The following is a 14294-nucleotide window of genomic DNA, read 5'->3' on the forward strand; positions in this document are numbered from 1 at the left end:
GCAGTTGCGTGAGCCAGGCTGGCTCCGGCTACTCCCCGTGGGAGTCCCGATTACAGCAATGCCGTGCGATGGTGTCAATCATCTACGGCTGGTCCGGCTCGTCTTCGGCGATGCCGTAGCGGGTCGACGCCACGGCTTCCAGCAGCGGGGCGCGGGCATTGCGCGGCGCTTTGGAGGCGGCGCGCTTGCCCATGCGCTTGACCGGGACGCGGCTGGCTTCGTTGTTGACGTCCACCAGCTTGGCCAGGATGCGTTCGAATTCGGCCGCTTCCTGCTGGGTGAGGCCGCGCAGCAGCCGTTCGCGGATGCGGTCGGGCAGGGGGCTCGTTTCCTGGACCAGGGCCTGGCCCGCAGGGGTCAGCTGGAGCAGGCGCGCGCGCCGGTCGTGCGCGTCCACGTAGCGCTGGATCAGTCCCTTGGATTCCAGGCGCTCGACCACGCCGGCAATGGTGGTGCGGTCGAAGCCTACCGAATAGGACAGCTTGAGCTGGTCTATGCCGGGATATTCGTAAATGGACATCAGGGCGGCGAACTGGGCCGGCGTGATGTCGAACGCCGCGGCCTCGTCGACGAAGATGGAAACGGCGATCTGTTGCAGGCGCCGGATCAAGTGGGCCGGATGTGAGCTGATCAACTCCATGGACTCCATGGTACCGCCGGGGCAGATGGGAACGGGGGCGCAGGCGCCGGACGGCGGCGCGCCCGCCAAGGTGCCGGGAATCATAGCACCGCGGGCTCCGCCGGCATCCGGGCCAGCGCGCGGTCCGGACGCCGGACGGTTGGCCGGCGGGCTTATGCGGCCTTGTCCGCGGACCAGGCGGCAAAGGCCATGGCATTGCCCGTGCCGGCTTCCGAGCGGTAGCACGGCACGTAGTCGATGACCTGCATGGGCAGGCCGCATGCCGCCATCGCGCCGGCCACCGGGAGCCAGTTCTTGATCTCCGCCGTGCCGCCGGCCGCGAACGCGGTTTCTTCCAGTTCCGCCAATCCGGCGCGGTCGCCCGTGCGCATCAACTCCAGCAGCCGCAGGTCGAAGGACTCGTCGATGACGTAGTGCGTCATGCCGCCGCTGGCGATCAGCGCCACCCGCAGCGACCCCGGCCAGGCCGACAGCGCCTGGCCCAGCGCCACGCCGAAGTCGTAGCAGCGCGCGGCGCGCGGCCGGTTGGGCGCGTAATGAGTGTTGACCATCACGGGCACGGTGGGGATGGGACGATCGTCCATCAGCCTGCGGTACACGAAGCCGTAGGCATGCGGCACCGAGTCGTTGCCGTGCGGGCCCGTCGGCAGCCGGCTGGACTGCGCGGTGTCGAAGCCGTGGTCCATCATGGCTTCGAGCAGGTAGTCGGCGAGCTCGGGGTGGCAGGGGTAGCGCGCGTCGGCGGGTGGGCTGTAGGCGTCCTGGGCCTGCAGGATGCCGGGCGGCAGCGCCCGCGCCACGTGCTCGGGCAGCGGCCGGTTCTCGACGTGGGCGCCGCGGTAGATGCTGAAGGCGGGGATGTTGGCCTCGGTGTAGATCTCCAGTTGATCGTTGCCGACGATCACGGCGATATCCGGCGCGCTGTCGATATAGGCCTGGCGCACTTGCCGCAGCGCCGCCTGGGCGCGTTCGAAGTGCGCGGCCTGCGCCTCCGGCGTCAGATGGCGCGGCAAGGCTTCGTCCCGCCGCAGGCGCGCCAGGGTCTCGAAGTCGTAGACGCCGCCGCGATAGTGCAGCGAGGCGTTCTTCCGGTCGGCCTCCACGCGCAGCTTCCACAGTTCCGGCGGGACGATCAGTTGCGGGCCGTGCGCCGTGCCCAGGCCCAGGGTTACCGTTGCCATGTGCCCTCCTTGCCTTGCAGCAGCGGGAAGATGCGCAGCGGGTTGTCGTGCACGATCTGGATTTTCTGCGCCTCGCTCAGGAAGTCGAAGCTGTCCAGGGTGGCCAGGATGTCGTCGGCCGGCCTGCCGGTGCGCGGGTTGAGCAGGGCCGAGCCCGATCCCGGCGTCTCGGTGCCGAACACCATGCGCGCGGGACCGCGCTGGCGCACCGCCGCTTCCAGGTAGAAGGGGTCGTAGGCGCAGGTGTCGAAGAACAGATTGGCCGACGTGTCGGGCAGCGTGTCGGTTTCCTCGGAGCCGGGCATGCCGACCTGTCCGCCGGCTTTTTCGCCGCTGGCCGCGATGGTGTTGGACGGCCCCGGCGGCTGGCTCGCGTCCAGCGTGTCGCCCGCGGCCAGCAGCCTGCGCGGCGCGCCGCCGCAATGGCACACCACCACGCGCAGGCGCGGGTAGCGGCCGAAGACTTCGCCGCGCTCGAGCAATGCAGTGGCCAGCGTCTCTTCGGTCAGGTTGTTGTACTGGTAGGAGTGCGGCAGCTTCTCGATGCGCCGGTCGAAGCTGACCGAGGGGTGGACGACCAGCGTGGCGTCCAGTTTTTCCGCCGCGGCGTAGAGCGGGAACCAGGCCGGGTCGTCCATGCCGGGCGCGCAGCGGTCGCCGCCCGGATCCGGGTTGAGCAGGGCGCCGACGAAGCCCAGTTCTTCGACGCTGCGGTGCAGTTCCTCGACGCACGCGCCGATGTTCAGTTCGCGCGTCTGCGGCAGCTGGGCGATGCCGGCGAAGCGCGTGGAATGCAGCGCGCACTGGTCGGCGATGACGTTGTTGGTGATCTGCGTCCAGTTCTCGACCAGGTGCGGGCGTTCCCAGTGCATCATCGCCACCGGCCTGGGCGAGATGAGCTGCATATCCACCTGGCGTTCATCGAGCAGGCGCAGATGGCGTTCGAGCGCGGCCTGCTGGGCGGCCTCGGGCATCTTGACCCGGGTGCCGGACGGGGTGCGCAGCGCGGTCAGGTTGTAGGCGAGGGCCCGGAAATGGGGCGGCGTGGACATGTGGCCGTGCATGTCGATCACGGCTTTGTTCTTGAACATGGTGTCTCCTTGGGGGACGAGGCGGGCAGGGGGTCGGTTCAATACCGGTGTGCGGCAGGCACGGCGTCATGCATGGATGGATTCCCGGCGCTTGGCCAGGGCGGAGGCGACCAGTTCCTGGTTGCTCGCCTCGGTGTCCAGCATGGTCGAGTGCACGATCATGTCGGCCAGCGGAGAAGCCTCGCCGTCCAGCCCGGCGGCAAGCGGCGGCTGTCCTTCCTGCTGGGCGCGGATGTTGTTCAGCAGCTGCTTGCGCAGCGCGATGATCACGCGGTCGGTCGCGCCCAGGTGCTCCCTGGTGCGGTCCATGATGGCTCCCATGCTCTCGGTGGCATACAGGTCGTGGTTGTAGAAGCCGTGGCCCATGCCTGCGAAGCAGCGGTCCATGGTGCCGCGGTCTTGCAGATAGCGGTTGGCGGCGTTGCGGCTGGATTTGAAGTCGGGGCCGACTTCGTCGAAGTTGCGGTCGAGGAAGGCCGTGTCCACGGGACCGTCCTCGCGGAAGATCACCACGTATTTCCAGTGGTGGGTGTCGTCGATGGGCACGGCCCAGTTCAGGGAATAGCCGCGCGCCGCGATGCGCCTGGCCGGGTCGACCACCGGATCGCCGTCGAAGGCCGCGCCGTTGGGGAACAGGTAGTTGCTGATGCGTACATAGCGCGAGCCGTCGCCGAACTGGCGGGTCGAGAAGATGCGCAGGCCGTACGCGGTTTCTTCCAGGTCGATGCGCGGCGAACTGTCGGCCGAGAACAGGCTGGTGGCGCCCGGATCCGGCGAAGCCTCGCGCTCGAAGCGATGCAGGTAGGAGAGGTGTTGCGGGTCGCAATAGCCTTCCAGCCCCTGGAGGTAATTACAGCTGTGGAACAGCTTGCTCACGTAGAGCTGGCCGGGGTCGGCCCGGAAGAAGGCGTGGTCCGGGCGCGGCGGAGGCGCGCCTTCTCCCAGGTAGGCGAAAACCAGCCCGCCCGCTTCGAAGCAGGGATAGGCGGGTTGGCGGATGCGGTCTTTCTGGGTGCTGGTGGACGGCTCGCCCGGCTGGTCCAGGCAGCGGCCGTCGTGGTCGAGCAGCCAGCCGTGGTACAGGCAGCGCAGCGCCTTGCCTTCGATGCGCGCGTAGCTCAGGTCCACGCCGCGGTGCGGACAATGGCGATCCATCAGCGCCGGCGCGCCGTCATCCATGCGGTACAGAACGAGGGCGTCGCCCAGCAGCGTGACGGGCAGCGGCGTGCCGGCCTGCAGTTCGCGCGATAGCGCCACCGGCTGCCAGTAGCGGCGGAACAGCTTGCCGCCCGGCGTGTCGGCGCTGGTGCGGGTGACCAGGTCGTTGTTGGTGTGGGATAGCAAATCGATCTCCTGCTGTTTTCCATTGTTTAATACTGATGATCAGTATTATGCTTACGTCCGAAGCAGAAACCGCCGCGCCGATTCATGGGGTGGATCCGGCATTGATTTAGTATACTGATCATCAGTGATATGTTCAATTGGAGGCGAAGCATGCGAAGAACCAGTGCCGTCCTGGAAGGGATGGCGCACGGCGCCCAGCCGATTCCCAATGTCTGCCGGGTCGGTTCCCTGGTGACCACGGGCAATGTCGGCGGCCAGCATCCAGGGGGCGAGCTGCCGGACACCCTCGCGGCGCAATGCCGGCTCATGTTCGAGAACCTGGCGGCCATGCTGGCCCGGGTAGGCGCCGGGCTCGAGGACGTGGTCCACGTGAACGTGGGCCTGGCCGACAGGAGCGGCCGCGAGGCGCTTAACGACGCCTGGCTCGCGGTGTTCCCGGACGGCCGTTCGTGCCCGACGCGCATCACGCGCGTCCAGGATCTCGGCCGCGGATTGTTGGTGCAGTGCGACGCGATCGCTTGTTGCGAGCGTTGATGGCCCGAGGGTCGCGATAGCCGCGACAATCGAATCAGAATAAGGAGGAGTAGACATGGACAAGAAAACATCGGGCCGGATCGCCGGCGGAATGCTGGCGCTGGCGTGCTCGTTCGCCGCCTGTGCCCAGGATTATCCGAACCGGCCGGTGCGCTGGATCGTGGCAGCCGCCACCGGGACTCCCATCGACCATGCCGCCCGCGTGGTGGCGCCCGAACTGAGCACGGTGCTGGGGCAGAGCGTGGTGGTGGAGAACCGCCCGGGCGCGTCCGGCGTGACGGGCGTGCGGGAGGTGCTGCGCATGCCGGCCGACGGCTACACCATCTTCAGCGTGACGCTGCCGCTCACCGCCGGACAGAGCATCTACCGCTCCGCCGATTACGACATCGCCAACGATTTCACCGGCATCGGCCAGATCAGCGAGTCGCCCAACATCCTGGTGGTCCTGCCGTCCTCGGGCATTGGCTCGGTCAAGGAAATGATCGAGCGCTACCGCGCCAGCACGGCGCCGATCAGCTATCCCTCCTCGGGCATCGCCACCACGCCGTCGCTGGCGGGCGAGGCATTCACCGCGATGATGGGCATCCAGGCCAAGAACATTCCGTACTCGCGTATCCCCCAAGGTGTCACCGACCTGCTGGGCGGGCAGCATCAGTTCATGTTCGGCGGCTCCTCCTACATCATGCCGCTGGTCCAGGCGGGCCGTTTGAAAGCCCTGGCGATCAACGGCCCCAAGCGGCTGGACGTGCTGCCGGCGGTGCCGACCATGGCGGAGCTGGGCTATCCGGAAATGTCGCGGTTCGCGGATTGGCAAGGGCTGGCCGTCCAGCGCGGGACGCCCGAGCCGGTGGTGCGCAAGCTCCAGTCGGCGCTCGCGGCCGCGTTGGCGTCGCCCAGGGTGGTTGCCGCGTTCGAGCAGATCGGCGCCGAGGCGGGAGGGCCGCAGGGCGAGGCCTTCCACCGCTTGATGATGGACGAAACCGCGCGCTGGAAGAAGTTCGCCGAGGAGCTGAAGATCAGCGCCGACTGAGGCGCGGCGATCCGGCCCCCCGGCGCGAGGGGCCGGATTGCAAAGCGTAAGTCCCGATTCTTCTCCCTCTTCCTATGCGTTAGCGTTACGGAAGAGCGGACGGAGGAGGAGCTTGGGATGGAGAGGCAGGCATGAAGGCGGGCGTCGAGAGCATAGACCTGAATCTCCTGATCGTTTTCAAGCACATCTTCGAATGCCGCAGCGTCAGCAAGGCGGCCGACAGGCTGGGCAGAAGCCAGTCCGTGATGAGCTACGACCTGGCCAAGCTCCGGCGGCATTTCGGCGATCCCTTGTTCACCAAGACCGCCAGCGGCATGCAGCCGACCAAGCTGGCGGCCGAGCTGGCGGGCCCGATCGCCGATGCGCTCGGCATACTGGAAAGCCGGGTGGTCGGCCGCGAGCGATTCGACCCGGCCACCAGCACCCGCGTCTTCAATCTGCAGATGAGCGACATCGCTGAGCTCAACTTCCTGCCCAGGCTGATCGACGTCTTCGCTCGCGAGGCGCCGGGCATACGGATCAAAACGCTGGACGTCGGGCGGAACGAGGCGGAAGGAGCGCTGATGGCCGGGGCGATCGATCTCCTGATCGGCTATTTCCCCAGCCTGCGGGCTGCCGGGATCTATCAGCAGCGCCTGTTCGAGCATTCCTACGCCTGCATCGCCCGCCGCGGGCATCCGCGCGTGGGCAACCGCATCGGCCTGAAGGCGCTGGCCACGGAACAGCACGTGGTGGTCAAGCCGGAAGGGCGGAGCGTCGATGCCGTCGACGAGGCGCTGCGGCAGCACGGCCTATCGCGCTCCGCGCTGATCGTGACGCCGCACTACATGGCGGTTCCTTTCATCGTGGGCGGCAGCGACCTGATTTCCATCGTGCCGGTCAGCATGGCCGAGGCGTTCGAGCGCGGCGCCGGGGACATCCGGCGGGTGGCGCTGCCGTTTCCCAGTCCGCGCTATCTCGTCCGCCAGCACTGGCACGAACGTTCGCACGATGACGCGGGATGCCGCTGGCTGCGCGCCACCATCGCGGCGGTGTTCGGCTCTGCCCGGAGCGGCGCCAAGCCGGTGTTATCTACCTGATCGATAACGTTTATCCAGGCGCGGCCATTGTCCGGCCGGCGCGGGCTTTCTATCGTCTCGTCCATGCGCCATGCCCGCGACAGCGCGGGCCGTACAGGCTGGACGAAGGAGACGAGATGAACGGGAAACCCCTGGTAGTGGGAATCGGCGGCACGCTGCGCGCCGATTCTTCCTCCGAGTGCGCGTTGAGACTGGCGCTGGCGGCGGCCAGGCAATGCGGCACGGAGGTGCTGCAGTTGAGCGGCGCCGACCTGGACCTGCCGCTGTATTCGCCCAATGAGGCGGCCAGAAGCGCATCGGCGAGGAAGCTGATCGCCGCCCTGCGCGAGGCCTCGGGCGTGATCATCGCCAGCCCTTCCTATCACGGCGGCATTTCCGGACTGGTCAAGAACGCGCTGGACTACGTCGAGGACCTGAGGACGGGCGAGCGGCCGTACCTGGACGGCATGCCCGTGGGCCTGATCAGCTGCGGAGGCGGCTGGCAGGGCGCCGCCTCCGCCCTGAGCAATCTGCGCGCCATCGTGCATGCCTTGCGCGGATGGCCCACGCCGCTGGGCGGCGTGATCAATACCAGCCAGAAGATATTCGATCAACAAGGGCGCTGCCTGGACGAGGGCGCGGCGGCGCAGCTCGCCACGGTGGGGCGCCAGGTCGCGCAGCAGGTCCTGCTGGCGCACGAGCGGCACATGACGGCCATGTCGGCATAAGGGAGGAACGGGTATGGAGAGGCGAGCATGCAACAGGAAATGAACATCGACGTGCGCGGCGTGGATCTGCACCTGCGCAAGAGCGGTTCGGGAGCCAGGCTTCTTTTTCTGCACGGGGCGGGCGGCGTGCGCAACTGGGGACAGGCATTCCAGAGCCTGGCGGAGCGCTACGAGGTCATCGTGCCGGATCATCCCGGATTCGGGCGCTCGGGCGACCTGCCCGGCGTCCGGACCGCGGGCGACGTCGCGATGTTCTATCTCGACCTGCTGGAGCAATTGGCGCCGGACGGCACGCCGGTGCACGTAGTCGGGCATTCGCTGGGGGGATGGATCGCCGCCGAGGCGGCCGTGCGCAACTGCTCGAACATCGCCAGCCTGACCCTGATCGCGCCGGCGGGCCTGGCCGCGTCCGGCGTCGAGGCCGGGGACGTGTTCATCTGGAACGACGACGAACTGCTGTCCAATTCCTATCACGACAGCGCGTACATCGAGTCGGCGCGTGCCGCGTCGGCGAATGTCGATGCCGACATCGCGGTGAGGAACAAGGTGGCGTTCGCCAAGCTGGCATGGGCGCCGAGGCTGCACAACCCCGGACTCAAACACTGGCTGCACCGGATCTCGGCGCCGGCGCAACTGGTATGGGGCGAGCAGGACAGGATCCTGCCGGCCGGTTTTGCCGATGAGTGGCGCAAATTCGTGGCCTTCCGGCGCGTGGACATCCTGCCGGCATGCGGGCACATGCCGTTGATCGAGCGTCCCGACGCGGCCGTGCAGTGCATTTCCCAATTCATCGATGGTGTCCGCCCATGAAGATCCTCAACTTCTCCCTGATGCCCTATCGCCCGCTCGATATTCCCGCATCGAAGGACTATCGCTCGGTCTGGGTCAATCTTCCCAACCGGTTCTTCGATCCCGAGAAGGGCGCCGCGGAATACGAGGCCTACATCGACCTGCTGGCGGGCTCCGAAGAGCTGGGTTTCGACGGCGTGTGCGTGAACGAGCACCACCAGACCGCCTATGGCCTGATGCCGGCGCCCAATCTGATCGCCAGCGCGCTGATCCAGCGCACCAAGCGGATCAAGATCGCCATCCTCGGCCGGGCGCTTCCGCTGGTCAACAATCCCATGACCATCGCGGAAGAGTTCTCCATGCTCGACTGCATGTCGCGCGGCCGGATCATCGCCGGGTTCGTGCGGGGCATCGGGGCCGAGTACCATTCGTCTCTCATCAATCCCACGGAATCCCACAGCCGCTTCCACGAGGCCCACGACCTGATCATCCGCGCGTGGACCGAGACCGGGCCGTTCGACTGGCGCGGCGAACATTACGAACTCAAGTATGCGAACCCATGGCCGCGGCCCTACCAGCAGCCGCATCCGCCGGTATGGGTGCCGTCGCAAGGCTCGCTGGAGACCATCGAGTGGGCGGCCGATCCGAAAAGAAAGTATCCCTTCCTGGTCACGTTCTCGGCGCGCGACACCGTCATCAAGAACTTGCTGGCCTATCGGCAGCAGGCCAGGGATTTCGGCTACGAGGCCGAGCCCGGACAACTGGGGTGGGCGGCGCCGGTCTACGTCGCGGAAACCGACGAACAGGCCATCGACGAGGCGCGCGCGGGCATGGAGGCGCTGTTCAACGACTATCTGAACCTCACGCCGGAAATGCTGCTGCCCCCTGGCTATAGTTCGATGGCCTCGATGAAGAAATTGATGGAAGCCAAGCGGGCCATCGGGCGCTCCGGCTTCGGCAAGGGCACGGGCAGGCAATCGATCGAGCGCCTCATCGACCAGGGGACGGCCATCGTCGGGTCGCCCAAGACCGTGCTGGAAAAGATCCGTGCCGTGCAATCCGAAACCGGCCTGGGCAATTTCGTCGCCATGCTGCAGTTCGGCACTCTGGGCAACGAACCGGCCTGGCGCAACCAGAGGCTGTTCGCCAGCGAGGTGCTGCCGGCATTGAAAGCGCTCTAGCGCCGGCCGGCGGCCACAACAATCATTAAAGGAGACGATTCCATGCGCAATGTCATATCGTTTGGCGCTGCATTGGCCATCGCTTGCGGCGCCTGCGCCGCGCAGGCTGCGGAGGGGTGGCCGGTCAAACCCGTCAAGCTGGTCGCCGCCGCTTCCCCTGGGGGCACGACCGACCAACTGGCCAGGATGATCGGGCAGGAGCTGTCGGAGAAATTCGGCAAGCCTTTCGTCGTAGAGAACAAGGGCGGCGCGGGCGGAGGCGTGGCCGCGCAGCAGGTGCAGATGGCCGAGCCGGACGGCTATACCTTGCTCGTCACCAACGACCAGCTATCGATGAAGGCCAGTTTCGAGGACAAGATCGAATACGACGCGGTGAAGGGGTTCAAGCCGATCTCCACCATCGTCCGGGGTCCCGTCGTGCTGGGCGTCGGCAAGGGGGTGCCGGCCAACGACCTGGGCGAACTGATCAAGCTCGCCAAGTCCAAGGATTCCCGGCTGGCCTTCGCCTCGTGCGGCAGCGGGACGATCCTGCACCTGACGGGGGAACTGCTCAACCTGAGCGCGGACACGAGCATCACGCACGTGCCTTACCGCGGCTGCGCCCCGGCCATGGTCGACGTGCTGGCGGGACAGGTCCCGGTCTTCGTCACCGTGCTGGGCAATGCCGCGCCCTACGTCAAAGAGGGCAAGGTCAAACTGCTTGCCGTGACCTCGCGCAAGCGCCTGGTGCAATTCCCCGACGTGCCCACCGCGCAGGAAGCGGGATTGGGCGAACTGGTGGCCGAGCCCTGGTTCGGCGTATTGGCGCCGGCGAATACGCCCGATGCCGTGGTGAACAAGCTGGCCGCGGCGATCAAGGCTTTCGTCGCGGATCCGGCAACCGCCGCCAAGCTGGAAGACATGTACCTGGCGCCGGAGGCGAGCACGCCGGCCGAGTTCGCCGCCATCATCAAGTCTGACATCGACAAATGGAGCGCGGTGGTCCGCCGGGCCAAGGTTTCCGTTCAATGAGCGCCGGGAGGATGGGCGGCCCCGTAGCCGCCCCCTCCCGGCGTTTCGATCTCCACCGCATCGCCGGCCGCGACTTCGGCGCGGTCCGCGTGGCCGAGCTCCTGGCTGCCGCCATCCCGGCGCAGCACGCGGGCGCGGCCCGGCGCGCCCGGCTCGCCGCCCGCCAGGCCGAAGGCCGGGTGGCGCCAGCCGTTGGCCAGTAGCGAGACCGTGGCCGGCTCCAGGAAACGGATGGTGCGGATGCCGCCGTCGCCGCCGCGCCAGCGGCCCGCGCCGCCCGAACCGGGGCGCAGCCGGTAGCGCTCCAGGCGCACGGGGAAGCGCAGCTCCAGGATCTCGGGGTCGGTCAGGCGCGAGTTGGTCATGTGCGTCTGCACGACCGCGGTGCCGTCGAAGCCGCCGTTCGCGCGGCCCTGTTCGTCGAAGCGCGCGCCGGCGCCCGATCCGCCGGAAATGGTTTCGTAATACTGGTGGCGCGCATTGCCGAAAGTCAGGTTGTTCATGGTCGGCTGGCTGCTGGCCATGATGCCCAGCGCGCCGTAAAGCGCATTGGTGACGCAGGTCGAGGTTTCGACGTTGCCGGCGACGACGGCGGCCGGATGCCGCGGGTTGAGCATGCAGCCCTCGGGCACCACAAGTGTGAGCGGCTTCAGGCCGCCGGCGTTCATGGGGATGTCTTCGTCCAGCAGCGTGCGGAAGACGTACAGTACCGCGGCCGAGGTGACCGAGAGCGGGGCGTTGAAATTGTCGGGCAGTTGCGCCGAGGTGCCGCTGAAGTCGAGCGTGGCGCTGCGCGTGGCGGCATCGACGGCGACCGCCACCTCGATATGGGCGCCGTTGTCGAGTTCGACCCGGAAGCGGCCGTCGCGCAGCCGGCTGATGGCGCGCCGCACCGATTCTTCGGCGTTGTCCTGGACGTGCCGCATATAGGCCTGCACCACGTCCAGGCCGTACTGCCGCACCATGGCGAGCAGCTCTTCGCGGCCTTTTTCATTGGCGGCGACCTGGGCTCGCAAGTCGGCGATGTTCTGGTCGGCATTGCGCGCGGGATGGCGCGCGCCGGCCAGCAGCGCGCGCATTTCCGCTTCGCGCATCCGGCCGCCGCGCACCAGCAGGAAGGGCGGGATCAGCACGCCTTCGTCGTCGATAGCGAGCGAGTCGGGCGGCATGGAGCCCGGCGTGAGGCCGCCGATGTCGGCGTGGTGGCCGCGCGAGCCGACGTAGAACAGCACCCGGGCGCCGGCCTCGTCGAAGATGGGCGTGACTACGGTGACGTCGGGCAGGTGCGTGCCGCCGGTGTAGGGGTCGTTGAGCACGTAGACGTCGCCGGGCAAGAAGGCGCCGCCTGCCGCGTCGATGACCGCGCGCACGCTGGCGCCCATGGACCCCAGGTGGACGGGTATGTGCGGCGCGTTGGCGACCAGGCCGCCCTGGGCGTCGAAGACGGCGCAGGAGAAATCCAGCCGTTCTTTGATGTTGACCGAGTGCGCGGTGTTCTGGAGCCGCCAGCCCATTTGCTCGGCAACGGACATGAACAGGTTGTTGAAGATCTCCAGCATGACCGGATCGGCATCGGCGCCGACGGCGCGGCGCTGCGGCCGGGCCTGCACGCGTTCGAGCAGGAGGTCGCCGTCGGCCCGCGCCGTGGCGCGCCAGCCGGGTTCGACCACAGTGGTGGCGTTGCTGTCCGCGATCACCGCCGGACCTTCCAGGGTGTCGCCGGCGCACAGCGACGCGGCGGTATGCCAGGCGGCGTCCTGCCACGATCCGCCCGCGTACAGGGCGACGCGTTCGGCGGGAAGCAGGCGGGTGCCGGGAGCGCGCCGTGGCCGGGCGAACCACGCGTGGCCGGCCTGGCCGGCCTCTTCGTGCGCGATGGCTTCCACCGCGGCCGAATCGATCACCAGCGCCCGGTCCGGCATCAAGAACGCGAAGCGCTGGCGGTAGGCCTGCTCGAATTCGCGCTGCATGGCCTGGGCGTCGGCCAGCGCCACCGGCAGGGTGGTGTCCGTGCCGGCATAGCGCAGGTGCAGGCGCGAGACGACCTGGACGGTATTCGCATGGCAGCCCTGCGCCGCCAATTCCGCGCGCGCGGCCCGAGCCAGTTCGTCCAGCACGCGCCGCGCGGCGTCCAGGCCGGACGGCGAGAGCGGCTGCTCGACGGTGCGTTCGCGCAACGCGGCGGGCCGGGCCATGCCCATGCCGTAGGCCGACAGCACACCGGCCAGCGGATGCGCGAGCACGCGCGTCATGCCCAGCGCGTCGGCCACGGCGCAGGCATGCTGCCCGCCCGCGCCGCCGAAGGTGACCAGGGTGTAGCGCGTGACGTCGTAGCCGCGCTGCACGGAAATGAGCTTGATCGCATTGGCCATGTTGGCGACCGCGATGTCGAGGAAGCCGGCCGCGAGCGCTTCCGGCTCCACGGGCTTGCCTGTTTCCCCGCCGACCCGCCGGGCCAGCTCGGCGAACCCCTGGCGCACGGTCCCGGCATCGAGCGGCTGGTCGCCGCCGGGGCCGAACACGGCGGGAAAGTGTTCGGGCCGGATGCGCCCCAGCATGACGTTGGCATCGGTCACGGTGAGCGGTCCGCCGCGCCGGTAGCAGGCGGGGCCGGGATCCGCGCCGGCCGATTCCGGGCCGACGCGCAGCCGCGCGCCGTCGAAGCGCAGCACCGAGCCGCCGCCGGCGGCCACGGTGTGGATGCTCATCATGGGCGCGCGGATGCGCACGCCCGCCACCTGGGTGTCGAAGCTGCGCTCGTACTGGCCCGCGTAGTGCGAGACGTCGGTGGAGGTGCCGCCCATGTCGAAGCCGATCACGTGCTCGAAGCCGGCCTGCGCCGCGACGCCGGCCATGCCGACGATGCCCCCGGCCGGCCCCGACAGCACGGCATCCTTGCCCTGGAAGGCGCGCGCGTCGGCCAGCCCGCCGCTCGATTGCATGAACTGCAGCCGCACGCCGGGCAGCGCCGCCGACACCCGGTCCACGTAGCGGCGCAACACGGGCGAGAGATAGGCGTCGACCACGGTGGTGTCGCCGCGCGCGACGAAGCGGATCAGCGGCGAGACCGCGTGCGATGCCGAGACCTGGGTGTAGCCCAGCTCGTGCGCGATCCGCATCAGGCGCTGTTCGTGGACGGGGTTGCGGTAGCCGTGCATGAGCGCGATGGCGATGCAGGCCAGGCCGCGGGCGCGCCCTTCGGCCAGCGCGGCGCGGGCCTGCTCCTCATCCAGCGGCGCAACGACGGCGCCGTCCGCGCCCAGCCGTTCGTCGATCTCGACGACGTGCTCGGCCAATTGATCGGGCAGGACGATCCGGCGGTCGAACAGGCGCGGCCGGTTCTGGTAGGCGATGCGCAGCGCGTCGCGAAAACCCCGCGTCACCGCGAGCAGCACCCGCTCGCCTTTGCGTTCGAGCAGCGCGTTGGTGGCCACCGTGGTGCCCATGCGCACGGTGCCGATGCGCGCCGCCGGCACGGGTTCGCCGTGGGCCAGGCCGAGCAGCCTGCGTATGCCTTCGATGGCGGCATCCTCGTACTGGCCGGGGTTCTCCGACAGCAGCTTGGCCGTCGCCAGGCGGCCGTCCGGGCGCAGGCCGATGACATCGGTGAACGTGCCGCCCCGGTCTATCCAGAATTCCCAGCGCGCGGGCGGGGCGGAGGAGTCGGGGCGGCACGTTCACCGATGTCATCGGCCTGCGCCCGGACG

12 protein-coding genes are annotated in these 14294 nt (G+C 68.4%); 7 read left to right on the forward strand and 5 right to left on the reverse strand.

What is annotated here, in order from left to right; genetic code table 11:
* Window positions 1-82: 82 nt before the first annotated feature.
* The 4 genes from PIGHUM_RS19915 to PIGHUM_RS19930 all read right to left on the reverse strand — a co-directional run bounded on the left by PIGHUM_RS19915 (window position 83) and on the right by PIGHUM_RS19930 (window position 4256).
* Entirely contained in the window at window positions 83-640 is a 558-nt protein-coding gene (locus PIGHUM_RS19915; protein ID WP_246013363.1) for a MarR family winged helix-turn-helix transcriptional regulator, read from the reverse strand.
* Window positions 641-792: 152 nt separating this feature from the next.
* Window positions 793-1821, reverse strand: a complete 1029-nt coding sequence (locus tag PIGHUM_RS19920) for a DODA-type extradiol aromatic ring-opening family dioxygenase (RefSeq protein WP_124081470.1) — start codon at window positions 1819-1821, stop codon at window positions 793-795.
* Entirely contained in the window at window positions 1809-2912 is a 1104-nt protein-coding gene (locus tag PIGHUM_RS19925) for an amidohydrolase family protein (protein WP_124081471.1), read from the reverse strand. Before PIGHUM_RS19925 ends, PIGHUM_RS19920 begins: the two co-directional genes overlap by 13 nt.
* Before the next feature lie 66 nt (window positions 2913-2978).
* Window positions 2979-4256 (reverse strand): Rieske 2Fe-2S domain-containing protein, encoded by a 1278-nt coding sequence (locus tag PIGHUM_RS19930; RefSeq protein ID WP_160142366.1) that lies wholly within the window; start codon window positions 4254-4256, stop codon window positions 2979-2981.
* Window positions 4257-4406: 150 nt separating this feature from the next.
* Here PIGHUM_RS19930 and PIGHUM_RS19935 point away from each other — a divergent pair, with 150 nt between their 5' ends.
* From PIGHUM_RS19935 to PIGHUM_RS19965, 7 genes are all read left to right on the forward strand, one after another.
* Window positions 4407-4790 carry a RidA family protein gene (locus PIGHUM_RS19935; protein ID WP_160142367.1) on the forward strand — a complete coding sequence of 128 codons (384 nt, stop codon included), beginning with the start codon at window positions 4407-4409 and terminating at the stop codon, window positions 4788-4790.
* A gap of 55 nt (window positions 4791-4845) precedes the next feature.
* Window positions 4846-5820, forward strand: a complete 975-nt coding sequence (locus PIGHUM_RS19940; RefSeq protein ID WP_124081474.1) for a Bug family tripartite tricarboxylate transporter substrate binding protein — start codon at window positions 4846-4848, stop codon at window positions 5818-5820.
* 131 nt (window positions 5821-5951) lie between these two features.
* Window positions 5952-6899, forward strand: a complete 948-nt coding sequence (locus tag PIGHUM_RS19945) for a LysR family transcriptional regulator (RefSeq protein ID WP_124081475.1) — start codon at window positions 5952-5954, stop codon at window positions 6897-6899.
* Window positions 6900-7015: 116 nt separating this feature from the next.
* Window positions 7016-7606, forward strand: coding sequence for an NADPH-dependent FMN reductase (locus PIGHUM_RS19950; RefSeq protein ID WP_124081476.1), 591 nt, complete (start codon window positions 7016-7018; stop codon window positions 7604-7606).
* Window positions 7607-7633: 27 nt separating this feature from the next.
* On the forward strand, window positions 7634-8416 hold the full coding sequence (locus PIGHUM_RS19955; RefSeq protein ID WP_124081477.1) for an alpha/beta fold hydrolase: 783 nt from the start codon (window positions 7634-7636) through the stop codon (window positions 8414-8416).
* Window positions 8413-9576 (forward strand): LLM class flavin-dependent oxidoreductase, encoded by a 1164-nt coding sequence (locus tag PIGHUM_RS19960; protein WP_124081478.1) that lies wholly within the window; start codon window positions 8413-8415, stop codon window positions 9574-9576. The genes PIGHUM_RS19955 and PIGHUM_RS19960 overlap by 4 nt, the downstream gene beginning before the upstream one ends.
* A 42-nt stretch (window positions 9577-9618) precedes the next feature.
* Window positions 9619-10587: a tripartite tricarboxylate transporter substrate-binding protein gene (locus tag PIGHUM_RS19965; RefSeq protein WP_124081479.1), complete on the forward strand. Its 969-nt coding sequence runs from the start codon at window positions 9619-9621 to the stop codon at window positions 10585-10587.
* Here the strand turns inward: PIGHUM_RS19965 and PIGHUM_RS19970 are convergent.
* Window positions 10581-14216: a hydantoinase B/oxoprolinase family protein gene (locus PIGHUM_RS19970; RefSeq protein WP_124081480.1), complete on the reverse strand. Its 3636-nt coding sequence runs from the start codon at window positions 14214-14216 to the stop codon at window positions 10581-10583. The two genes, PIGHUM_RS19965 and PIGHUM_RS19970, sit on opposite strands and share 7 nt — an antisense overlap.
* Between the last annotated feature and the right edge of the window lie 78 nt (window positions 14217-14294).

This window comes from Pigmentiphaga humi (assembly GCF_900606115.1).
Lineage (GTDB): Bacteria > Pseudomonadota > Gammaproteobacteria > Burkholderiales > Burkholderiaceae_B > Pigmentiphaga > Pigmentiphaga humi.